The organism is Micromonospora costi (assembly GCF_003626655.1).
Lineage (GTDB): Bacteria > Actinomycetota > Actinomycetes > Mycobacteriales > Micromonosporaceae > Micromonospora > Micromonospora costi.
The window spans coordinates 2,321,376-2,342,699 of record NZ_RBAN01000001.1 but is presented as its reverse complement, the minus strand read 5'-3'; the positions used below and the strand labels follow the sequence as shown (position 1 = coordinate 2,342,699).

Genomic DNA, 21,324 nt, shown 5'->3' with positions numbered 1-21,324 from the left:
TTATTGCCCCGACACGCCGAGCCGAGGGGCAATAACTTCATGATCACCGAGAGGAAACCGGGGCGGAGGCCGGGGCCGGGGCGGAGGCCGGGGCAAACCCGGGGGCGTGGTGTGGGGGTGGGGGCCGCGTAGGATTTCTCCGTGCGGGTTCTTCTGGTGGGTGGTGGGGGGCGCGAGCACGCGCTCGCTCTCGGGCTCGCGGCCGATCCGGCCGTCACGCAGCTGATCGCGGCGCCCGGTAATCCGGGTATCGGCCAGGTCGCCGAGCTGCGGGCCGTCGACGCGAACGACCCGTCGGCGGTGGCCGCGCTCGCCGTGGAGACCGGCGTCGACCTCGTGGTGATCGGGCCGGAGGCCCCGCTGGTCGCCGGGGTCGCCGACGCGGTCCGCGCCAAGGGCATCGCGGTGTTCGGCCCGTCCGCCGAGGCGGCTCGGCTGGAGGGTTCCAAGGCGTTCGCGAAGGACGTGATGACGGCGGCCGGCGTGCCGACCGCCCGGGCGTACACCTGCACGGACGTGGCGAGCGCCGGCCGGGCGCTGGACGAGTTCGGCCCGCCGTACGTGGTGAAGAACGACGGTCTCGCCGCCGGTAAGGGCGTGGTGGTCACCGACGACCGGGCCCGCGCCGAGGAGCACGCGCGGGAGTGCGGCCGGGTCGTCGTCGAGGAGTACCTGGCCGGTCCGGAGGTCTCCCTCTTCGTGGTCACCGACGGCGAGGCCGCGGTCCCGCTGCTGCCGGCGCAGGACTTCAAGCGGATCGGCGACGGCGACACCGGCCCGAACACGGGCGGCATGGGGGCGTACGCACCGCTGCCCTGGGCGCCGCCGGGCCTCGTGGACGAGGTCATGCGGGACGTGGTCCACCCGACCCTGGCTGAGCTGCGCCGCCGGGGCGCCCCGTTCGCCGGCCTGCTCTACGTCGGGCTCGCCATCACCGCCGACGGCCCGCGAGTGATCGAGTTCAACGCCCGCTTCGGCGACCCGGAGACCCAGGTGGTGCTCGCCCTGCTGGAGTCGCCGCTGGGCGGGTTGCTGCACGCGGCGGCCACCGGCACCCTGGCCGCCCACCCGCCGCTGCGGTGGCGGGACGGCGCCGCGGTCACCGTCGTGGTCGCCTCCGCCGGTTACCCGGGCACCCCGCGCACCGGCGACGTGATCACCGGCGCGGACGGCCCGGGCATCATCCACGCCGGCACCGCCCGCCGGGCCGACGACGGCGCGTTGCTCTCCGCCGGCGGCCGGGTCCTCTGCGGTACGGCCACCGGCCCCGACCTGGCCGCCGCCCGGAACGCCGCCTACGAGCTGGTACGCGGTGTCGGGCTGGCCGACTCGCAGCACCGGACGGACATCGCCGCCGCGGCGATCGAGGGTCGGATCACCATTCCCGGCTGATCCCGGGCAACCGCCCACCCGCCCGCCTCCGTTTGAACGGTGAGGTGAAGGGGGTGGCGGGTGCGGGGGGACGTCGAGGGCTACCGCGAGTACGTCGTCGCACGGCTGGAGCCGTTGCGGCGGACGGCGTACCTGCTCTGCGGTGACTGGCACACCGCCGACGACCTGGCGTCGACGGCGCTGGTCAAGCTGCTGCGGCACTGGCGACGCGTCTCCACCATGGACAATCCGGACGCCTGGGTCCGGCGTACCCTGCTGCGGGTCTGGCTCGACGAGCGGCGTCGGCCGTGGCGGCGGGAGGCCGCCTGGTCGGAGGTGCCGGACCGGCCGGGGACGGCCGGCGCCACCGAGGGCGCCGCGGACCGGCTCACCATCCTCGCCCTGCTGGCCGAGCTGCCGCCGCGGCGGCGCGCCGTCCTCGTGCTTCGGTACTTCTGCGACCTGTCGGTCGAGGAGACCGCGCGGGAACTCGGCTGCACCCCCGGCACCGTGAAGAGCCAGTCGGCACGGGCGATCGAGACGCTGCGGGGCCGCCTGGTCGGCGCGCCCGCGCGGGCGGAGGAGGTACGGACCGATGGATGACATCAGCGGGCAGCTCCGGGCGGCCGTCGCGGACGCCCCGCCGACCCGGATCGACGTGGACCGCCTGATCGCCGACGACCGGCAGCACCGCCGCCACCGCGCTTGGACCCTGGGCGGCAGCGGGATCGCCGCCGCCCTCGCGGCCGTCGCGCTGGTGCCGGCTCTGGTCGCCGGCCCCGGGACCGACGGACCTGGGCTCACGCTGCCACCGATCGACGGAGGGCCGGGTCCGACGGCTTCGCTCTGCGCGGTGGTCAGGCCGGAGCCGAGCGGTCCCGAGCCGCCCCTGCAGACGTACGGCACGGTGCGCGCCCGCCCGACGGAGCGTCCCGAGGACGGCGTGGCGCGCCTGACCGCGGCGCTGCGGAACACCCTGACCGGCGTCCTGCCGGAGGACGTCGTCCCGGCGGGCAAGGTGCCGGAGTGCGGGCTTCCCCAGTTCGGGTACCACCCGAGCTACCGGGAGTACGAGGCGATCGTGTCGCTGAGCCGGGGTGAGGAGCGGGGTGACCTGACCGTGGGCCTACGGCCGTCGGCCGTCGACAACGGGACGTCGTGTGCACAGGCGCCCGTTCTGCGTGACTGCGAGGTGCGGGACCTCGGGGACGGCAGTACGGCCCTGGTGAGCATAACGACATGGCCGGAGGGCTCGGGTGTGCAGCGCTGGGTTCTGGTCCGGAAGCCCGACGGCACCTCGGTGAACGCGAGCGCCAACAACTTCACGCTCGGGTCCGACCCGAGTGGGCCGGAGGTCACGCTGACGGCGCCGGAGCCGCTGCTCACCGTCGACCAGCTGCTGGCGATCGCCCGCGCCCCGGGGCTGACGCTCTACCCGTGACCCGTCAGCCGTAGTAGCGGCGCAGTTCGCGGGTGAGCACCTTGCCGGTCGCGTTGCGGGGCAGGTACTTCACGAACACGACGTCCCGGGGTACGGAGAAGCGGGCCAGGTAGTGCCGGACGTACTCGCGGACGGCCTCCGGGTCGAGCGTCTCGCCGGGGTGCAGGGCCAGGAACGCGGCGAGGCGCTGGCCGTACTCCGGGTCCGGTACGCCGATGACGGCCGCCTCGCGGACCTGCGGCAGCTGGGCGAGCAGGTTCTCCACCTCGGACGGGAAGACGTTCTCACCACCGGAGACGATCATGTCGTCCGCGCGGCCGTCGACGAAGAGCAGGCCGTCGGCGGTGAGCCGCCCGAGGTCACCGGTGTCGAGGAGGCCGTCGAGGCTCGGCCGGGTCGCGCCGGAGGTGTAGCCCTCGAACAGCATCTCGTTGCCGACGAAGATCCGGCCGACCTGCCCGTCCGGCACCGGCGCGCCGTCGGCGTCGAGGATCCGGAGCCGCGTGCCGTGGGGCGGGCGGCCGGAGGTGGTGGGCGCCGCCCGTAGGTCGGCCGGGCCGGCGATGGACGCCCACGAGACCTCGGTCGAGCCGTACAGGTTGTAGAGCACGTCGCCGTACACGTCCATGAACCGCGGGGCCAGCCCGCCCGGCAGCGCCGAGCCGCTCACCGCCACGACCTTGAGCGGTGGGCGCGGGTCCGGCGGCGGCACCTCCATGAGCCGCTGCACCATCACGGGTACGGCGAAGAGCGCGTCGCAGCGGTGCGTCACGAGGGCGGCCAGCGTGGCAGCCGGGTCGAAGCGGCGGTGCAGCACGATCGTGGCCCGCAACGCGAAGCACACCTGGAGTGCGGCGAAGCCCCAGGTGTGGAAGATCGGCGCGGCGATCATCACCCGGTCCCGGGTGTGCAGCGGGATCCGGTCGATGATGGACACGAGCGGGCCGAAGCCGTTCGGTGTGGGTCGGCGGGCGCCCTTCGGCGCGCCGGTGGTGCCCGAGGTGAGGACGATGATCCGCCCGTCGCGCTCGGGCGGGCGCAGCTCGCCGGGGAGCGCGACGGCGACCAGCTCCTCGCGGGCGTGTTCGTCGAGGCGCGGCAGGTCGGCGGGCAGGCCGACGACCCGTTCGGCGAACTCGTCGTCATGCGCCAGCAGCCGCAGCCGCTGTTCCTCGGCGACGGTGGCCAGTTGGGCCGCCGAGAGGCCGGTGTTGACGAGTACGGCGTCGACGCCGAGCAGGGTGGCCGCCACGACCGTCTCGATGAGACCGTGGTGGTTGCGGCAGAGCACGCCGATGCGGTCGCCGGCCTGCACGCCGAACCCGGTCCGCAGCGCCCGGGCCATCCGCTCGGCCCGGTCGAGCAGCTCCTGATAGGTCAGCTCGGCGCCGTGCTCGTCGATGACGGCCGTCCGGCCCGGGTCGCGGGCGGCCGCCTGGCGCAGCTCGCCGGCGAGGCTCCAGCCCCACCGGCGCAGCGCGTTCAGCTGCGAGGCGACCCGGATGGGCCGGCCGGGGCTGAGCAGCCCGCGGCGGGTCAGCGTGGTGACGACGAAGGGCAGGTCCATGTCGCAGACCTCCTAGGGGGTGGTGCGCGGGCGGAGCCGAGGGAGGGCCCCGCCCGTCCGGGCGTCTGCCTTGATCATGCATGGGGCGCCGAGCGACGCCCACTCGGCGGCGGCATCACGTGACGAAGACGGCACGGATCGTGCGAGCCGGGGACGCCGGCCCGGAGAGCCGCCCCGGGCCGGCGTCGTCGGTGGCCCGATCGGTCAGCGGATCTGCGCGCCGGAGATCGCGCGCGAGATGACCAGCCGCTGGATCTCCGAGGTGCCCTCGAAGATGGTGTAGATCTTCGCGTCCCGGTACCAGCGCTCGACCGGGTGGTCGCGGAGGAAACCGGCCCCGCCGAGCAGCTGCACGGCCTTCTCGGTGACCGACACGGCCACCTCGCCGGCCTTCAGCTTGGACATCGAGCCCTCGCCGGCCGTGAACGGCCGGTTGTTGCGCCCCATCCAGGACGCCCGCCACACGAGCAGCCGGGCGGCGTCGATCTCGGTCCTCATGTCGGCCAGCGCGAACGCGACCGCCTGGTTCTCGATGATCGGCCGTCCGAACTGGACGCGCTCCTTGGCGTAGTCGAGGGCGTACTCGTACGCGGCGCGGGCCACGCCGAGCGCCTGCGCGCCGACCGTGGGCCGGGACAGTTCGAACGTGCGCATGGCCGCCTGGCCCGAGGCGCGCTGCCCGGAGCGGGCCCGGGCCAACCGCTCGTCCAGGGCCTCCTTGCCGCCGAGCAGGCAGCGCCCCGGCACCCGTACGTCGTCGAGGAAGACGTCGGCGGTGTGCGACGCGCGCAGGCCCAGCTTGCGCAGCTTGCGGGTCGCGCTGAGCCCCGGCGTTCCGGGCGGTACGACGAACGCGGCCTGCCCCCGCGAACCCAGCTCGGGCTGGATCGAGGCGGTGACCACGTGCACCCCGGCGATGCCGCCGTTGGTGGCGTACGCCTTCTGCCCGTTCAGCACCCACTCGTCGGTGGCCTCGTCGTAGACGGCCCGGGTGCGCATGGCGCCCACGTCGGAGCCGGCCTCCGGTTCGGTGGTGCAGAACGCGGCGACCGCCGGCTCGTCGACGTCACCGAAGCACTGCGGCACCCATTCGACGAGCTGGTCGGGCGTGCCGGCACCGTAGATGGCGGCCACCGCGAGCGACGTCCCGAAGATGCTCAGGCCGATGCCCGCGTCGCCCCAGAACAGCTCCTCGCTGGCGATCGGCAGCGAGAGCCCGGTGGGGTCGGCCCAGCAGGTGGCGAGGAACTCGAAGCCGTAGAGGCCGACCTTCGCCGCCTCCTGGATGACCGGCCAGGGAGTCTCCTCCCGGGCGTCCCACTCGGCCGCGGCCGGACGCACGACCTCGGCCGCGAAGCCGTGCACCCAGTCGCGGAGATCCCGCTGTTCCTCCGACAGGTCGAGCGAGAACTCGGCCATGTCAGGCCTTGGGGATGTCGAACAGGTTGGCGATGTTGGCGGCGAGGCCCAGGTCGCCCTTGGCCTTGAGCTTGCCGGTCATGAACATCATCACCGGGTTGGCGCCGCCGGACACGATCTTCAGGAACTCGACCGGGCCCATGGTGAGGGTCAGCTTCGGGTCGCGCTGCGGGGTCTCCGACACCGTGCAGGTGCCGTTCTCGATGACCACCTCGTAGGTGTCGCTGCCGCCGTCCGGGCGCCCGGTGATGGTCCAGTGGATGACCGCGTTCGTGGAGCCGGCGCGGTCGGCCCGGAACAGCGACGGCATCCGGTTGAAGACCTCGCTGAGGACCTTGCCGCGCATGTCGCCGGACATCACCTCGGCGATCTTGTCGTCCGGGGTGGACTTGACCAACTGGGCGAACTCCTTGGGGCCGACGTTGGCGAAGTTGGCCGGGTCGAAGTCAGTCATGGGGGAAACACCTTCCGGGCGGGCCAGTTTGGTTACTCTGGCGTAACCTTACGCACGAGTAGGTATGCTCGCAAGGTGTCCAGCGCCCCCACCTTCAAGCGTCTGCCCCGGGCCGTACGCGAGCAGCAGATGCTCGACGCCGCCGTCCGGGTCTTCTCCCGGCGCGGCTTCCACGCGGCCAGCATGGACGAGATCGCCGAGGACGCCGGCATCTCCAAGCCCATGGTCTACGCGTACCTGGGCACCAAGGAGGAGTTGTTCGTGGCGTGCCTGCACCGCGAGGGCACCCGGATGATGGAGGCGATCGCCGGTGCCGCCGCACCGGACCTGCCGGCCGACGAGCGGCTCTGGCGCGGCCTGCGCGCGTTCTTCGGTTTCGTGGGCGCGCACCGCGACGGCTGGGCCGTGCTCTACCGGCAGGCCCGGGGTGAGCAGCCGTTCGCGGGTGAGCTGGCCGCCATGCGGGCCCGGCTCGTCGAGGTGGTGGCCGGCATGCTCGACCACGCGCTGCGCGCCGAGGGGCGCGAGGTCGCGGGCACCGACCTGGAGGTGGTCGCGTACGCCCTGGTCGGCGCCACCGAGTCCCTGGCCGACTGGCTGGCCGACCACCCCGACGCCGACCCGGAGAAGACCGCGACCCGGATGATGAACGTCGCCTGGCTCGGCGCCGGCCAGTTGCTGCGCGGCGCCACCTGGCGCCCGCCCGCGAGCTGACCCGCGGCCTGTCGCCCCGCGGCCCCGCGCCCCAGCGCCCAGCCCGCGGCCCAGAGCAGCCCGCGAGCTGACCGGCTGGGGCGCGGCGTCAGCGGACCGCTCCCGGCGACCGGTCGGCCGCCGCCCGCGCGGGTCGCGCCGGCGTGGCCCGGCGGCGGCGCAGCACGCGTACGCCCTCGACCACGGCCGTGACCGCCAGCGCCAGACCCAGACCGAACAGCAGGCCGCGCAGCGGGTCCTGCTCGAAGGCGAGCCCGCCCAGGTAACCGACGAGCGCCGAGTACAGCCCCCAGGAGCCCGCCGCCAGGGCGTCGAACGCGAGGAAGCGCCGACGCGGGTAGCCCACCGCGCCCATGGTGAGCGTCACGGCCGTCCGTCCACCCGGGACGTACCGGGCCACGGTCAGGATCAGCCCGCCCCGCAGCGCGATGCCACGCCGCGCCCACTCGACACCGGCCCGCCGTCGCCCGCGCGCCGGCAACCGGCCGAGCAGCCGGGAACCGCCGGCCCGCCCGAGGGCGTACGACACGTGGTCGCCGACCAGCGCGCCGGCGGCGGCCACGAGGATCACGGCCGGGAGGTCCGGCGTGCCCGACGCCGCGAACACGCCAGCCGTGATCACGGCGGTCTCGCTCGGTACGACCGGGAAGAACCCGTCGAGCACCGCGATCCCGAAGATCGCCAGGTACACCCAGGGCGAGGACATGGTCTGGTGCAGCAGTTCGAGCAGGTCCATGATCCCGATGCTGGTCGCGCGCGCCGATCCTGCCATCGGCCCTTCGTGAGCCGCGGACGTTGACTTTCGTAGCGGGCGGCCCCGAGGCGGATCGGGGGTCACCCCCATCCGACCCGGGTTCCGCTTCCCGCGCGGTGACCCCGGCGGCCGTCGGGCCTAGGCTCGGCCCGTGGCCTTCAGCGCCGTCGTGCTCCAGCGGGTCGTCGACCGGTACGCACCACCGCTGGCCGCCGCGACCGTGGCCGCCGGCGTCTGGGCGTCCGGCACCGGCGCGCTCGGCGTGCGCTCGCCGCTTCCGGGCGGCCTGCTGCTGGTGATCGCGCTGGCGTCGGGTTGGGCGGTCGTGGTGGCGTCGGGCTGGCCGGCCGGCGCCGTACGGCCGCGCCGCTGGCCGTTGTTCGTGGCAGCGGCCCTCGGGTGGCTGGTGCTGGCCGCCTGGCCGGCCGGGCTGGTGGCCTCGTTCCACGCGGGTCTCCACCTGCGGGACCGGCGCCGCCTGACGGCGTACCTGGTCGGCGCCGCCCTCGTGATGGCCGCCGGGGTCCTCGTCGGGCTCGCGGTGGGCGGACCCCGGCGGATCACCACGGCGACCCCGGCCAACGCGGCGGCCACCGCCGCGTGGCTGGTGGGGTTCCCGCTGGGCGCCGGGCTCCTGGTGCGGTCGCGGCGGGACGTGTTCGCCGCCCTGCGCGACCGCGCCGAACGCCTGGAACGGGAGCAGGAGGAGCGGGCCGAGCGGGTACGGGCCGAGGAGCGCGCCCGGATCGCCCGGGAGATGCACGACGTGGTGGCGCACCGGGTGTCGCTGATGGTGGTGCACGCCGGCGCGCTGGAGGTCACCGCCACCGAGCCGGCGACCGTCGAGGCGGCCGCTCTGATCCGGTCCACCGGCCGGCAGGCGCTCACCGACCTGCGGGACGTGCTCGGCGTGCTGCGCCAGGCCACCCCGCCGCGCGTGGCCGAGTACGCGGGCGACCCGCTCGCCGGGCTCGACGAGCTGGTCCGCGAGTCCCGGGCGGCCGGCCTGCCGATCCGGCGGCGGGACGAGGGCACGCCGCGCCCGTTGCCGGCGACCGTGGCCCGTACCGTGCACCGGGTGGTGCGGGAGGCGCTGACCAACGTACGCAAGCACGCCCCCGGCGCCGAGACGGCGGTCTGCCTGCGGTACCTGCCCGACGGCGTGGAGGTCGCGGTCCGCAACGGCCCGCCAGCCGGTGAGCCACGCCAGCCCGGCCCCGGCGGGGGGCCCGGCCTGCCCGGTGCCGGCCTGGACCTGCCCGGCGCGGGGCTGGGCCTGCTCGGTCTGCGTGAGCGGGTCGAGCTGCTGGGCGGCCGCCTGGAGGCGGGCCCGGCGGGCGGCGGGTTCCTGGTCCGGGCCCTGATCCCCGTGGAGCCGTCGTGATCCGGGTCCTGGTCGTCGACGACGAGCACCTGGTCCGCTCGGGGCTGCGGCTGATCCTGGAAGCGGCGCCGGACATCACGGTGGTGGGCGAGGCGGCGGACGGCGCCGAGGCGCTGGTCGAGGCGCACCGGCTCCGGCCCGACGTGGTGCTGCTCGACGTACGGATGCCGGGCACCGACGGTCTGACCGCCGCGCCCGAGGTGGTGGCCGCCGGCCCGAAGGTCGTCATGCTGACCACGTTCGACCTCGACGAGTACGTGCACCAGGCGCTGCGCGCCGGGGCGGTGGGCTTCCTGCTGAAGGACACCCCGCCCCGCGAGCTGGCCGCCGCGGTGCGGACGGTGGCGGCGGGGAACGCCATGCTCGCCCCGACCGTGACCCGGCGTCTCATCAGCTCCTTCGCCGAACGCGGCCCGGCCCGGCGGGAGGCGGCCCGCCGCCGGCTCGACCTGCTCACCGGGCGCGAGCGGGAGATCGTCCGAGAGGTGGCGCGTGGGTACGCCAACGGTGAGATCGCCCGCCGACTGGCGATGAGCGAGGCCACCGTGAAGGCGCACGTCAGCCGCGCCCTGGCCAAGCTCCAGCTGGCCAACCGGGTGCAGGTGGCGATCCTCGTACACGACGCCGACCTACCCGCCCCCTGACCCCGGTGATCATGAAGTTATTGCGCCGAACCTCGGCGTGTCGCGGCTATAACTTCATGATCATCGGGAGGCGGCTCAGCGGGAGGCGGCTCAGCGGGAGGCGGCTCAGCGGGAGGCGGCGCGGCGGTGGGCCCGGCGGCGCAGCACCCGGACCGCCTCGATGAGGATCGTGATGGCGATGGCCAGACCCACGCCGGCCACCACGCCCTTGATCGGGTCGCGCTCGAACGCCAGCCCGCCAAAGTAGCCGAGCAGGCCGCAGTAGAGCCCCCACGTGGTGGTCGCGATCGCGTCGAAGAACAGGAAGGACCGGCGCGGGTACCGGATCGCGCCCATGGTGAGGGTGACCGCCGTGCGGCCACCCGGCACGTACCGGGCCGTGGTCAGGATCAGCCCTCCGCGCCGGTCCACGGCGCGCCGGGCCCATTCCGACCCGGCGCGCCGGCGGCTGCGCTCAGGCAGGCGGGCCAACCGTCGGGACCCGCCGCCGCGGCCGATGGCGTACGAGATGTGGTCGCCGGCCAGCGCCCCGAGGGCGGCCGCCACGATGACACCGACCAGGTTGGGGTGCCCGCTGTCCGCGGACAGGACGGCCGCCGTGATCACCGCCGCCTCGGCGGGGATGGCCGGGAAGAAGCCGTCGATCGCCGTCGCCACGAAGAGCACGACGTACACCCACGGCGACGTGACCGTCTCCCGCAGCAGGTCGAGCACGGCGTCCATGCCCTCATGCTCCTGGCCGGGATGTCGGTAAGAGCCCCTTCGTCGCAAATAGCGGCGTCCGGGGTCCGGTCAGCGCACCGTGCCCGTGAGGTGGGGGCGGGGCGTACGGGCGTCGTGCAGGGCGAAGTCCCAGCCCTCGCCGGCCGGGGTGGCGCTGAACGCCACCGTGCTGGGCAGCGGCACCGGCAGCTTGAACGCCACCGCCACGGTGAACGCGTCGGGGAGCCGGTTCTCCAGGGCGGCGAGGCACCGGGCCTTGCTCCACATGCCGTGCGCGATGGGGCGCGGGAACCCGAACAGCCGCGCCCCGAGCCGCGAGGTGTGGATGGGGTTGTGGTCGCCGGAGACCCGCGCGTAGTCGGTGCCGACGCGCGGGGTCAGCCGCCACGTCGCCGAGGCGGCCGGCCGTACCGCCTCCGCACCCCGGTCGCGCCGCTCACCGCCGCCGCCACGCCGCTCCCGGCTGAGGTACGTCGAGACGCCCCGCCACACCTCCTCCCCGTCGACCGAGCCGACGAGCACCACGTCGAGCTGCCGCCCCCGGTCGTGCGGTCGCAGGTTCTCCGCGTACGCCTCGAAGTCCAGCGTCTCGCCGACGGCGACCGGGCGGTGCACGGTGATCCGGTTGGCCACGTGCACGACGCCGGTCAGCGGTACGGGGAACTCCGGCGCGGTCATCAGGCGCAGCGCCAGCGGGAAGCCCATGACGTGCGGGTACGTGGGCGGCAGCCGGTCGGCCAGCCGGAACCCGCACACCCGGTCGTAGTCGGCCAGGTGGTCCAGGTCGACGGGCACCCCGGAGACGACCAGCCGGACCGGCGGCGGCTCGGTCGAGCGGCGACTTCCGGTGCCGGGGAACGCGCCGAGGAGCGCCCGGCGGTAGAGGGCGCCGGCCGCCGGCATCCGGGGCAGCTCGACGGTCGCCCGGCCTTCGGCGGCCGGCACGGGCGGCACGGCGGAGGGCTCGGTGGCCGGAGGCGCGGCGGCGGGCTCGGTGGCGGAGGGCGCGGCGGCCGAGGGCTCGGTGGCGGAGGGCTCGGTCATCACGCCCCCAGCAGGCTCTGGCCGCAGACCCGGACCACGTTGCCGCTGACCGCGCCGCTCGCAGGCCAGGCCAGCCAGCCGATCGTCTCGGCCACGTCCACCGGGAGCCCGCCCTGGGCCATGCTGTTCATGCGGCGTCCGGCCTCGCGGATCACCAGCGGGATCCGGGCGGTCAGCCGGGTCTCGATGAAGCCGGGCGCGACGGCGTTGACGCTGATGCCCCGGTCGCGCAGCGCGGGGGCGAGGGAGTCGACGAGGCCGATGACGCCGGCCTTGCTGGTGGCGTAGTTGGTCTGGCCGCGGTTGCCGGCGATGCCCGCGATGGAGGAGACCGAGACGATCCGGCCGCCGGTGGGGATCAGCTCCCGTTCCAGCAGCACGTCGTTGATCCGCTCCTGGCTGGACAGGTTGACGTCGATGACCTGGTCCCACCGGTCGGCGTCCATGCGGCCGAGCGTCCGGTCCCGGGTGATGCCGGCGTTGTGCACCACCACGTCGACGCGGCCGTGCCGGCTCGCGAGGTGGTCGGCGAGCCGGGGCGGGGCGTCCGGCGCGGTCAGGTCGAGCTGGACGGCGGTGCCGCCGATCTCGTTGGCCACGGCGGCCAGCGCGTCACCGGCCGATGGCACGTCCAGCGCCACCACCCGCGCGCCGTCGCGGGCGAGCACCCCGGCCAGCGCCGCCCCGATGCCCCGGGCCGCCCCGGTCACCAGGACGACCTGGCCGTCGAGCGGACGCTCCCAGTCGGCCGGCGCGGTCGCGCGGCCGGCACCGATCCGGATCACCTGCCCGGAGACGTACGCGGACCGGCCGGAGAGCAGGAAGCGCAGGGTGGCCTCCAGGCTGGTGAGCGTCCCGTCGTCGCCGTCGCGGGTGACGTGGACGAGCTGGGCGGTGACCCCACGGCCGAACTCCTTGCCGATGCTGCGGGTCAGGCCCTCCAGCGCCCGCTGGGCGGTGGCCTCCCGTGGCGCGGCGCACTCGGCCGGCGGGGTGCCGAGCACCACGACCCGCCCGCTGGGCGTGACGGACCGGGCCGCCGGGTGGAAGAAGTCGTACAGCTGCCGCAGCCCGGTCGAGTCGGTGATCCCGGTGGCGTCGTAGACCAGCGCGCCGTACCGCTGGCCGGTGCCGTCACCGGACGTGGCCGTCGCCGGCTCGCGCAGCTCGACCCCGGCGGCGGTCAGCAGCTTGCCGACCGGCTCGACGAGCCGGCCGCCGGCGGCCGCGCCGAGCAGGACCGGTCCGGGGAGGAGGGGGTCGCCGGGGCGGTGCCGGCGCAGTCGCGGCGGGTCGGGCAGGCCGAGGCGCTTGACCAGCGCGCGGCCGGCCCCCGATTGGACGAAGCTCGCGTACCTGTCGGTCATAGGCGTAGCCTACTGGCGAGTAGGGTACGGGCAACACTCTCGAGGAGGCGGATCGTGCAGAGCATCCGGCGGGTGGCGGTCATCGGCGGCAACCGCATCCCCTTCGCCCGCTCCAACTCGCGGTACGCGAGCGCGTCCAACGCCGACATGCTCGGCGCGGCCCTGGACGGCCTGGTGGCCCGGTACGGCCTGGCCGGCCAGCGGGTCGGCGAGGTGGTCGCCGGGGCGGTGCTCAAGCACTCCCGGGACTTCAACCTCACCCGCGAGGTGGTGCTCGGCTCCCGCCTCGACCCGCACACCCCGGCGTACGACATCCAGCAGGCCTGCGGCACCGGCCTCGAGGCCGCGATCCTGGTCGCCAACAAGATCGCCCTCGGGCAGATCGACGTCGGCATCGCCGGCGGGGTCGACACCACCTCGGACGCCCCGCTCGCCGTCAACGAGGACCTGCGGCGCACGCTGATCAAGCTCAACAGCGCCCGTACGCTCGGCGAGCGGCTCAGGGTGGCCGCGAAGCTGCGCCCGCTCCAGCCGTTCAAGCCGGAGATCCCGCGCAACGCCGAGCCGCGCACGGGGCTGTCGATGGGCGAGCACGCCGCCCGCACCGCGCTGCGCTGGAACGTCGACCGGCGGTCCCAGGACGAGCTGGCCCTCCGCTCGCACCAGCGGCTGGCCGCCGCGTACGACCGGGGTTTCTTCGACGACCTCCTGACGCCGTACCTCGGGCTGACCCGCGACCAGAACCTCCGCCCGGACACGACCCTGGAGAAGCTGGGCGCGCTGAAGCCGGTCTTCGGCGCTCGCGGCGCGGACGCCGAGCGGGCCACCATGACCGCCGGCAACTCGTCACCGCTCACCGACGGGGCGTCGACCGTGCTGCTCGCGTCCGAGGAGTGGGCCCGCGAGCACAGCCTGCCGGTGCTGGCCTGGTTCAGCTGGTCGGAGACGGCCGCCGTGGACTTCGTGCACGGCGACGAGGGGCTGCTCATGGCGCCCGCGTACGCCGTTCCCCGGATGCTCGACCGGGCCGGCCTGACGCTCCAGGACTTCGACTTCTACGAGATCCACGAGGCGTTCGCCTCGCAGGTGCTCGCCACGCTCGCCGCCTGGGAGTCGCCGGAGTTCTGCAAGGACCGGCTCGGCCTGGACGCCCCGCTCGGCGCGATCGACCGGGACCGGCTCAACGTCAACGGTTCCTCGCTGGCGGCCGGTCACCCCTTCGCGGCGACCGGCGGCCGGATCGTGGCGACCCTCGCCAAGCTGCTCGCCGAGAAGGGCGGCGGGCGAGGGCTGATCTCGATCTGCGCGGCCGGCGGGCAGGGCGTCACCGCGATCCTGGAGCGCTGAACGGTCCCGGCGTGGCGCACGGCCTGGTCCCTCCGGGGGTGTCCGGGCCGGGGTGCCGGACAATGGACGGGTGACGACGATCCCGAACGTGCTCGCCAACCGGTACGCCTCGCCCGAACTGGTCGCCCTCTGGTCACCGGAGGAGAAGATCCGCCTGGAGCGGCGGCTCTGGCTCGCCGTGCTGCGGGCGCAGCGCGACCTGGGCGTACCGGTGCCGGACGGGGTGGTCGAGGCGTACGAGCGGGTGCTCGACCAGGTCGACCTGGCCTCGATCGCCGAGCGTGAGCGGGTCACCCGGCACGATGTGAAGGCCCGGATCGAGGAGTTCAGCGCGCTCGCCGGGCACGAGCACGTGCACAAGGGGATGACCTCCCGGGATCTCACCGAGAACGTCGAGCAGCTCCAGGTGCGCCGCTCGCTGGAGCTGATCCGTGACCGCGTCGTCGCCACGCTGGTCCGGCTCGCGTGGCACGCCAACGAGTACTCGGGCGTGGTGATGGCGGGCCGGTCGCACAACGTGGCGGCGCAGGCCACCACGCTGGGCAAGCGCTTCGCGTCGGCGGCCGAGGAGCTGCTCATCGCGTACGAGCGGCTCGAGGACCTGATCGCCCGGTACCCGCTGCGCGGGATCAAGGGCCCGGTGGGCACCGCCGCCGACCAGCTCGACCTCTTCGACGGGGACGCGGAGAAGGTGGCCGAGCTGGAGCGGCGGGTCGCCGATCACCTCGGCTTCACCCGGGTGCTGGACAGCGTGGGCCAGGTCTACCCCCGTTCGCTCGACTTCGACGTGCTCTCCGCGCTGGCCCAGGTGGCCGCCGGCCCCTCCTCGCTGGCCACCACGATCCGCCTCATGGTGGGTCAGGAGCTGGTGACCGAGGGCTTCAAGCCCGGTCAGGTGGGCTCCAGCGCGATGCCGCACAAGATGAACACCCGCTCCAGCGAGCGCGTCAACGGCTTCGCGGTGATCATCCGGGGTTACCTGTCGATGGTCGGCGAGCTGGCCGGCGACCAGTGGAACGAGGGTGACGTCTCCTGCTCGGTGGTCCGCCGGGTGGCCCTGCCGGACGCGTTCTTCGCCGCCGACGGGCTGTTCCAGACCTTCCTCACGGTGCTCGACGAGTTCGGCGCGTACCCGGCGGTCATCAACCGGGAGCTGGAGCGCTTCCTGCCCTTCCTCGCCACCACCAAGATCCTGGTGGCGGCCGTCCGCCGGGGCGTCGGCCGGGAGGTCGCGCACGAGGTGATCAAGGAGCACGCGGTGGCCGTGGCGCTCGGGATGCGCGAGAAGGGCGCTCTGGAGAACGACCTCTTCGACCGGCTGGCCGCCGACAGCCGCCTCGGCCTCACCCGGGCCGAGATCGACGAGCTGGTGGCCGACCGCGGCTCGTTCGTCGGCGCGGCCCCCGCCCAGGTCCAGGCCGTCACCCGCCGGATCACCAGGATCGTCGAAGCCCACCCCGAAGCCGCCGCCTACAGCCCACCCCCAATCCTCTAACCCCCCACGCGCCGGCCTCACCCCGGCCGGGGACCCCGTTGATCATGAAGTTATTGCCGCGACACGCCGAGGCGGCGGGCAATAACTTCATGATCAACAGGGTGAGGCCGGGTGGGGCCGGGGTGAGTGGCCCGCGCGGGGGGTCAGCCTTCGCGGGTTGGGGTTTCGGCGGCCGTGCGGAGGTTGGGGGCGCTCGCGGGTTCGGCGATGCCGCCGGGGGCCTCCGCGATCTCCGAATCGTGCGCGGTCTCCGCGGCGACCAGCGGCTGGTCGGATGGCATGACGTCGGGCACCTTGGGTACGACGATCACCGCCGTGCCGTACGCGCAGATCTCCATCCACATCTCGCCGCAGTCCCGGCTGTCGAAGCGCATGCCGATCACCGCGTTCGCGCCGAGCCGGCGTGCCTCCTCGCCGAGCCGGGCGACCGAGTCGGTGCGCCACCGGGTGAGGTTGTCCGGTGCCATCGGGTCGTACGCCCCACCGCGCAGGTTCTTCACGCCCTCGCGGTACGGGTTTCGCGTCCTGGCCATCGATGACACCACCTCACCGAGGATCTGGCGGATCTCGTAGCCGGGCAGTTCGTCCGTCGTCACGACCAGCACGTTTCCGATGCTGTCAGGGCCACCGCACGCCGATCGTGAGCATTGTTCACCTGATCGGATGCTGAAAAACGGCGCGGCGCGGACGCCCGGCACTCGGCCGGCCATCCGCGCCGCAGGTGGCGCTAACCGTCAGACACCGGCCACCGAGGTGATCCAGGACCGGTTGTACGCGACGCTGCCGTAGTTCTGGATGCTCTGGCCGTCGGCGGTCGAGGCGACGCCGACCTGCCGGCCGTTGTAGAACTGCGGGCCGCCGGAGTCGCCCCGCCACGCGTTGCCGGTGATCCGGCTGCTGCGGATGGCCTGCCCGCCGTACGCGTCGGTCGCGCTGAGGCTGGTCACCTGGACGTTCGCGGTCTTCAGGGTGGTCGACGCCGAGCAGCCGCTGTAGCAGGTCATGCCCCAGCCGTAGATCGAGTTGGTGGAGCCGATGGGCGGGTTGCTCGTGGCCAGGGTCACCGCGGACGTGCTCACGGTGCTGGAGAGGCGCATGAGGGCCAGGTCGTAGCGGGTGTAGGTGGCGCTCACCGTGCGGGTGACGCCGCCGGAGGTGCGGTTGACACTGCCGACCCGGACGGACATGGTGCCGCTGATGCAGTGCCGGGCGGTCAGCACCCACTGCGGGGCGATCACGCTGCCGGAGCAGGTGAAGGAGCCGTTGCTGAAGACGGCAGCCGCCCACGGGGCGGAGGAGACGGTGCCGCCACCGATGATCGGCTGCGGCCCTTCCGGTGCGGCGGTGGCGCCCGAGGCGGCGCCGACGACGCCGACCAGCGCGGTGCTGATCGCCACGAGCAGGGAACGGATGCGCATGCGGGGCTCCTTCTGGAGGGGGACCCGGGTTCGCCGGGCCCGGGCTGCCGGCCGACGGGGGTGGCCCGACGGCCGGGGGACGTATCGACGTACGACGATGTACGGTAGGGCCCCTGAGATGTCGTTCACAAGTGTTTCATCGAAAAAAGGCGATGCGGTGACCGGCTCGACCGAACGGCTCCCGGGCCGCTCGTGGAGATCATCCGAACCGGACGAACCGGGCCGGGCGGCAACGAACGCGCATCGGGATCACAACGACTCCGCATCAAGGTCCCGGACCTCACGCTGTGAATGTCGATCACTGCCTGAACGCGCTCCGGCCGGTGCGGGTGCAGCCGGATCTGCCAGGTAGGCTGGCTGCGCTCGCCCGTTGTGGGTCGGCACCCAACTGCGTACACAGTCAGGAGTGCCCAGTGCCTCGCGTCGTCGTCGACGTCATGCTCAAGCCCGAGATCCTCGATCCGCAGGGCCAGGCCGTCGCAAACGCGCTGCCGCGGCTCGGCGTCAGCGACGTCGCCTCGGTGCGGATCGGCCGGCGGATCGAGATCGAGTTCACCGGTGAACCGGACCTGGACCGCGCCCGGGAGATCGCCGACAAGCTGCTCGCCAACCCGGTCATCGAGGACTTCACCGTCCGCCTGGTCGAGGCCGACGAGACCGCGGGCGCCCGCTCGTGACCGCGCGCGTCGGAGTGGTCACCTTCCCCGGCTCGCTCGACGACGGGGACGCGGCCCGGGCCGTCCGGGTCGCCGGCGCCGAGCCGGTCCGGCTCTGGCACGGCGACCCGTCGCTGCACGGGGTGGACGCGGTGGTGCTGCCCGGTGGCTTCTCGTACGGCGACTACCTGCGCTGCGGTGCCATCGCCCGGTTCGCCCCGGTCATGGAGACCCTCGTCGACGCGGCCCGCGGCGGGCTGCCGGTGCTCGGCATCTGCAACGGCTTCCAGATCCTCTGCGAGGCCCACCTGCTGCCCGGCGCGCTCACCCGCAACCAGCATCTGCACTTCCGTAACCGGGACCAGTTCCTGCGCATCGAGACGGCCGGCACCGCCTGGACCAACGCGTTCCAGCCGGGCCAGGAGGTGCTGATCCCGGTCAAGAACGGCGAGGGCTGCTACGTCGCCGACCCCGCCACGCTGGACCAGCTCGAGGCCGAGGGCCGGGTGGTCGCCCGCTACATCAGCGGGAACCCGAACGGTTCGCAGCGCGACATCGCCGCGGTCACCAACGAGGCCGGGAACGTGGTCGGCATCATGCCGCACCCCGAGCACGCCGTGGAGGCGCTCACCGGCCCCTCGCTGGACGGCCTCGGCTTCTTCACCTCGGTCCTCAAGCACCTGGTGGGGACGCCGGCGTGACCGGCGGCGACAGGATCATCGGTCAGCTCAACCGCCCGGCGGGCGGTCACGAGCGCAGCGAGGAGAGGTCATGACCACCCATCCGGACCCGGTAAGGGAGACACCGGAGGCCTTCCCGGCCGCCCCGCCGCAGCCGGCGGAGTCAGGCCCGGCCGCCGCCGCGCCCGCCGCTCCGGCGCAGCCGGCCCGCCCCGCCGAGCAGGCGGGCGAGACCTGGATCGACGGCGTGGACACCGTGCCGCGCGCCGCCGGCACGCCCGGCGAGCTCCAGCCGTACCCCGAACTGGGCCTTCGGGACGACGAGTACGACCGCATCCGGCAGATCCTCGGCCGGCGGCCCACCCAGGCCGAGCTGGGCATGTACTCGATCATGTGGAGCGAGCACTGCTCCTACAAGTCCAGCAAGGTGCACCTGCGGCAGTTCGGCGAGAAGGCGCCGCCGAGCGACCGGCTCCTCGCCGGCATCGGTGAGAACGCGGGCGTGGTGCGGGTCTCCGACGACCTCGCCGTCACCTTCAAGGTCGAGTCCCACAACCACCCGAGCTTCGTCGAGCCGTACCAGGGTGCGGCCACCGGCGTCGGCGGCATCGTCCGGGACATCCTCGCGATGGGCGCCCGCCCGGTCGCCGTGATGGACCCGCTGCGGTTCGGTGCCGCCGACCACCCCGACACCGCCCGGGTGCTGCCCGGCGTGGTGGCCGGCGTCGGCGGCTACGGCAACTGCCTCGGCCTGCCCAACATCGGTGGCGAGGTCGTCTTCGACCCCACCTACCAGGGCAACCCGCTGGTCAACGCGCTCTGCCTCGGTGTGCTGCCGGTGAACCGGCTGCAGAAGAAGGAGGCCGCCGGCCCCGGCAACGTCGTGGTGCTGATGGGCGCCAAGACCGGCCGGGACGGCATCGGCGGTGTGTCGGTGCTGGCCAGCGCCACCTTCGACGAGGGCAGCGAGCAGCGCCGCCCGTCGGTGCAGGTGGGTGACCCGTTCACCGAGAAGCTGCTCATCGAGGCCTGCCTGGAGCTGTACGACGCCGAACTGGTGGTCGGCATCCAGGACCTCGGCGGCGCCGGGCTCACCTGTGCGCTCACTGAGACCGCCGCGGCGGCCGGCACGGGCATGCGGGTCTGGCTCGAGCGGGTGCCGCTGCGCGAGCCGTCCATGGAGCCGCACGAGATCCTGGCCAGCGAGTCCCAGGAGCGGATGCTCCTGGTCGTCGCCCCCGACAAGCTGGAGGCGGTGCTCAAGACCGCCGAGAAGTGGGGCGTGCTCGCCACCCCGATCGGCGAGGTCACCCCGCCGGCCCCGGACGGCCGGCCGGGCCGCCTCGTCATCACCTGGCGGGACCACCTCGTGGTCGACGTGCCGCCGGGCTCGCTGGTCGACGACGGTCCGGTCTACGCCCGCCCGATGCGCGAGCCGGCCGACCTGATCCTGCTCCAGGCCGACCGGGCCGAGACGCTGCCGCGTCCCGCCGACCCGGAGGCCCTGCGGGAGACCGTGCTGCGCATGATCGCCTCGCCGAACCTGGCCGACAAGACCTGGGTCACCGAGCAGTACGACCGGTACGTGCTGGGCAACACCGTGCTCGCCCAGCCGGAGGACTCCGGCGTGATCCGGATCGACGAGCGGACCGGTCTCGGCGTGGCGCTCTCCGTGGACGGCAACGGCCGGTACGCCCGGCTCGACCCGTACCACGGCACCAAGCTGGCCCTCGCCGAGGCGTACCGGAACGTGGCCGTCACCGGCGCGACCCCGATCGCGGTCACCAACTGCCTGAACTTCGGCTCGCCGGAGGACCCGGGCGTGATGTGGCAGTTCGCCGAGGCCGTACGCGGTCTCGCGGACGGCTGCGCCGAGCTGGGCATCCCGGTGACCGGCGGCAACGTGAGTTTCTACAACCAGACCGGTGCCGCCGCGATCCACCCGACCCCGGTCGTCGGCGTGCTGGGCGTGCTCGACAACGTGGCCGACCGGGTGCCGATGGGCTTCGTGCCGCGGCCCAACGGCGACCACGACCAGCTCTTCCTGCTGGGCGAGACGCACGTCGAGCTCTCCGGCTCCGAGTGGGCCTGGGTGACGCACGAGCACCTGGGCGGCATCCCGCCGCAGGTCGACCTCGCCCGCGAGAAGGCGCTCGCCGACCTGCTGGCGGCGGCGGCCCGCGTGGGCCACCTCAGCTCGGCGCACGACCTCTCCGACGGCGGCCTCGCGCAGAGCCTGGTGGAGTCGTGCCTGCGCCGCGGCGTCGGCGCCCGGATCGCGGTGCCGGAGCAGTTCGCGGGCGGCTCGATGCCGTTCGTGTACCTGTTCAGCGAGTCCGCGGGCCGCGTGCTGGTGTCGGTGCCGCGCGGTCACGAGAAGGCGTTCACGGCGCTCTGCGCGGAGCGCGGCGTGCCGTTCGAGCTGATCGGGGTCACCGACCCGGCCGGCGGTGCGCTGGAGGTGCACGGGCAGTTCCGGATCGGCCTGGACGAGCTGCGTACCGCCCACACCGGCACCCTGCCGCGGCTGTTCGGCGGCGCGGAGCTGGTCGAGGTGCCGGCTCCCGCGGCCGGCGTGGCGGGCGCCGTCGAGGCCGTCCCGCTGCCGGTCGAGGAGCCGTCGGCCGAGGTGGCGCCGGTGGACCCGGAGAGCGTCGAGTCGGAGCCGATCGCCTCGGCTGGCCCGATCGCACCGGCCGGCCCGGTCGAGCCGGTCACGCCGGCGGACGAGCCGGCCACGCAGGCACCGGACGAGGCGGTCGCTCCCGCGGCCGAGGGCGACGGGCCGACCGAGCCCCGATCCGGTGACACCGAGCAGCCGTCGGCGCCTGACGAGCGCTGAGGCG

The 21,324-nt window shown here is 74.0% G+C and carries 20 protein-coding genes; 11 read left to right on the top strand and 9 right to left on the bottom strand.

The annotated features are described in order from the left end of the window. Positions 1-141 precede the first annotated feature (141 nt). Genes purD through D7193_RS10700 form a run of 3 tightly spaced genes read left to right on the top strand, consistent with a single transcriptional unit; the run spans position 142 to position 2,812 of the window. Positions 142-1,392, top strand: coding sequence for a phosphoribosylamine--glycine ligase (purD, locus tag D7193_RS10710; RefSeq protein ID WP_120779103.1), 1,251 nt, complete (start codon positions 142-144; stop codon positions 1,390-1,392). 60 nt (positions 1,393-1,452) lie between these two features. Further along, the gene (locus D7193_RS10705) at positions 1,453-1,974 is read left to right on the top strand and encodes a SigE family RNA polymerase sigma factor (RefSeq protein WP_120779102.1); all 522 of its coding nucleotides are present in this window, start codon (positions 1,453-1,455) and stop codon (positions 1,972-1,974) included. Beyond that, positions 1,967-2,812: a hypothetical protein gene (locus D7193_RS10700; protein WP_120779101.1), complete on the top strand. Its 846-nt coding sequence runs from the start codon at positions 1,967-1,969 to the stop codon at positions 2,810-2,812. The genes D7193_RS10705 and D7193_RS10700 overlap by 8 nt, the downstream gene beginning before the upstream one ends. 4 nt (positions 2,813-2,816) lie before the next feature. Here D7193_RS10700 and D7193_RS10695 read toward each other — a convergent pair whose 3' ends face one another. The 3 genes from D7193_RS10695 to D7193_RS10685 form a co-directional block, all read right to left on the bottom strand. Next, positions 2,817-4,379, bottom strand: a complete 1,563-nt coding sequence (locus D7193_RS10695) for an AMP-binding protein (protein WP_120779100.1) — start codon at positions 4,377-4,379, stop codon at positions 2,817-2,819. Positions 4,380-4,583: 204 nt separating this feature from the next. After that, positions 4,584-5,798 (bottom strand): acyl-CoA dehydrogenase family protein, encoded by a 1,215-nt coding sequence (locus tag D7193_RS10690; RefSeq protein WP_120779099.1) that lies wholly within the window; start codon positions 5,796-5,798, stop codon positions 4,584-4,586. 1 nt (position 5,799) lies between these two features. Continuing rightward, entirely contained in the window at positions 5,800-6,252 is a 453-nt protein-coding gene (locus D7193_RS10685; RefSeq protein WP_120779098.1) for an SCP2 sterol-binding domain-containing protein, read from the bottom strand. Positions 6,253-6,327: 75 nt separating this feature from the next. Between D7193_RS10685 and D7193_RS10680 the strand changes: the two genes are divergently transcribed. Next, positions 6,328-6,966, top strand: coding sequence for a TetR/AcrR family transcriptional regulator (locus D7193_RS10680; protein WP_120779097.1), 639 nt, complete (start codon positions 6,328-6,330; stop codon positions 6,964-6,966). Positions 6,967-7,054: 88 nt separating this feature from the next. Here D7193_RS10680 and D7193_RS10675 read toward each other — a convergent pair whose 3' ends face one another. Beyond that, positions 7,055-7,705 carry a DedA family protein gene (locus D7193_RS10675; protein ID WP_120779397.1) on the bottom strand — a complete coding sequence of 217 codons (651 nt, stop codon included), beginning with the start codon at positions 7,703-7,705 and terminating at the stop codon, positions 7,055-7,057. 166 nt (positions 7,706-7,871) lie between these two features. Here D7193_RS10675 and D7193_RS10670 point away from each other — a divergent pair, with 166 nt between their 5' ends. Together D7193_RS10670 and D7193_RS10665 are read left to right on the top strand one after the other, a co-directional pair. Beyond that, positions 7,872-9,104 (top strand): sensor histidine kinase, encoded by a 1,233-nt coding sequence (locus D7193_RS10670; RefSeq protein ID WP_120779096.1) that lies wholly within the window; start codon positions 7,872-7,874, stop codon positions 9,102-9,104. Next, positions 9,101-9,748, top strand: a complete 648-nt coding sequence (locus tag D7193_RS10665; RefSeq protein ID WP_120779095.1) for a response regulator — start codon at positions 9,101-9,103, stop codon at positions 9,746-9,748. Before D7193_RS10670 ends, D7193_RS10665 begins: the two co-directional genes overlap by 4 nt. Before the next feature lie 105 nt (positions 9,749-9,853). Here the strand turns inward: D7193_RS10665 and D7193_RS10660 are convergent, their stop codons facing one another. The 3 genes from D7193_RS10660 to D7193_RS10650 form a co-directional block, all read right to left on the bottom strand. Next, on the bottom strand, positions 9,854-10,471 hold the full coding sequence (locus tag D7193_RS10660; RefSeq protein WP_120779094.1) for a DedA family protein: 618 nt from the start codon (positions 10,469-10,471) through the stop codon (positions 9,854-9,856). 69 nt (positions 10,472-10,540) lie between these two features. Beyond that, complete coding sequence (locus D7193_RS10655) at positions 10,541-11,374, bottom strand: MaoC/PaaZ C-terminal domain-containing protein (protein WP_241562929.1); 834 nt, start codon at positions 11,372-11,374, stop codon at positions 10,541-10,543. A gap of 140 nt (positions 11,375-11,514) precedes the next feature. Continuing rightward, entirely contained in the window at positions 11,515-12,882 is a 1,368-nt protein-coding gene (locus tag D7193_RS10650; RefSeq protein ID WP_120779093.1) for a 3-oxoacyl-ACP reductase, read from the bottom strand. A 54-nt stretch (positions 12,883-12,936) separates the two neighbouring features. Between D7193_RS10650 and D7193_RS10645 the strand changes: the two genes are divergently transcribed. Together D7193_RS10645 and purB are read left to right on the top strand one after the other, a co-directional pair. Next, on the top strand, positions 12,937-14,229 hold the full coding sequence (locus D7193_RS10645; RefSeq protein WP_120779092.1) for an acetyl-CoA C-acetyltransferase: 1,293 nt from the start codon (positions 12,937-12,939) through the stop codon (positions 14,227-14,229). Positions 14,230-14,299: 70 nt separating this feature from the next. Further along, positions 14,300-15,724, top strand: a complete 1,425-nt coding sequence (gene purB, locus D7193_RS10640) for an adenylosuccinate lyase (protein WP_120779091.1) — start codon at positions 14,300-14,302, stop codon at positions 15,722-15,724. 143 nt (positions 15,725-15,867) lie between these two features. Here purB and D7193_RS10635 read toward each other — a convergent pair whose 3' ends face one another. Both D7193_RS10635 and D7193_RS10630 read right to left on the bottom strand, forming a co-directional pair. Beyond that, positions 15,868-16,434, bottom strand: coding sequence for a YbjQ family protein (locus D7193_RS10635; protein ID WP_120779090.1), 567 nt, complete (start codon positions 16,432-16,434; stop codon positions 15,868-15,870). 24 nt (positions 16,435-16,458) lie between these two features. Next, entirely contained in the window at positions 16,459-17,142 is a 684-nt protein-coding gene (locus D7193_RS10630; protein ID WP_120779089.1) for a S1 family peptidase, read from the bottom strand. 413 nt (positions 17,143-17,555) lie between these two features. Here D7193_RS10630 and purS point away from each other — a divergent pair, with 413 nt between their 5' ends. The 3 genes from purS (at position 17,556) to purL (ending at position 21,320) form a co-directional block, all read left to right on the top strand. Then, positions 17,556-17,819: a phosphoribosylformylglycinamidine synthase subunit PurS gene (purS, locus tag D7193_RS10625; protein WP_120779088.1), complete on the top strand. Its 264-nt coding sequence runs from the start codon at positions 17,556-17,558 to the stop codon at positions 17,817-17,819. Beyond that, positions 17,816-18,499 (top strand): phosphoribosylformylglycinamidine synthase subunit PurQ, encoded by a 684-nt coding sequence (purQ, locus tag D7193_RS10620; protein WP_120779087.1) that lies wholly within the window; start codon positions 17,816-17,818, stop codon positions 18,497-18,499. Before purS ends, purQ begins: the two co-directional genes overlap by 4 nt. Positions 18,500-18,569: 70 nt before the next feature. Then, positions 18,570-21,320 (top strand): phosphoribosylformylglycinamidine synthase subunit PurL, encoded by a 2,751-nt coding sequence (gene purL, locus D7193_RS10615; RefSeq protein ID WP_241562876.1) that lies wholly within the window; start codon positions 18,570-18,572, stop codon positions 21,318-21,320. Positions 21,321-21,324 lie beyond the last annotated feature (4 nt).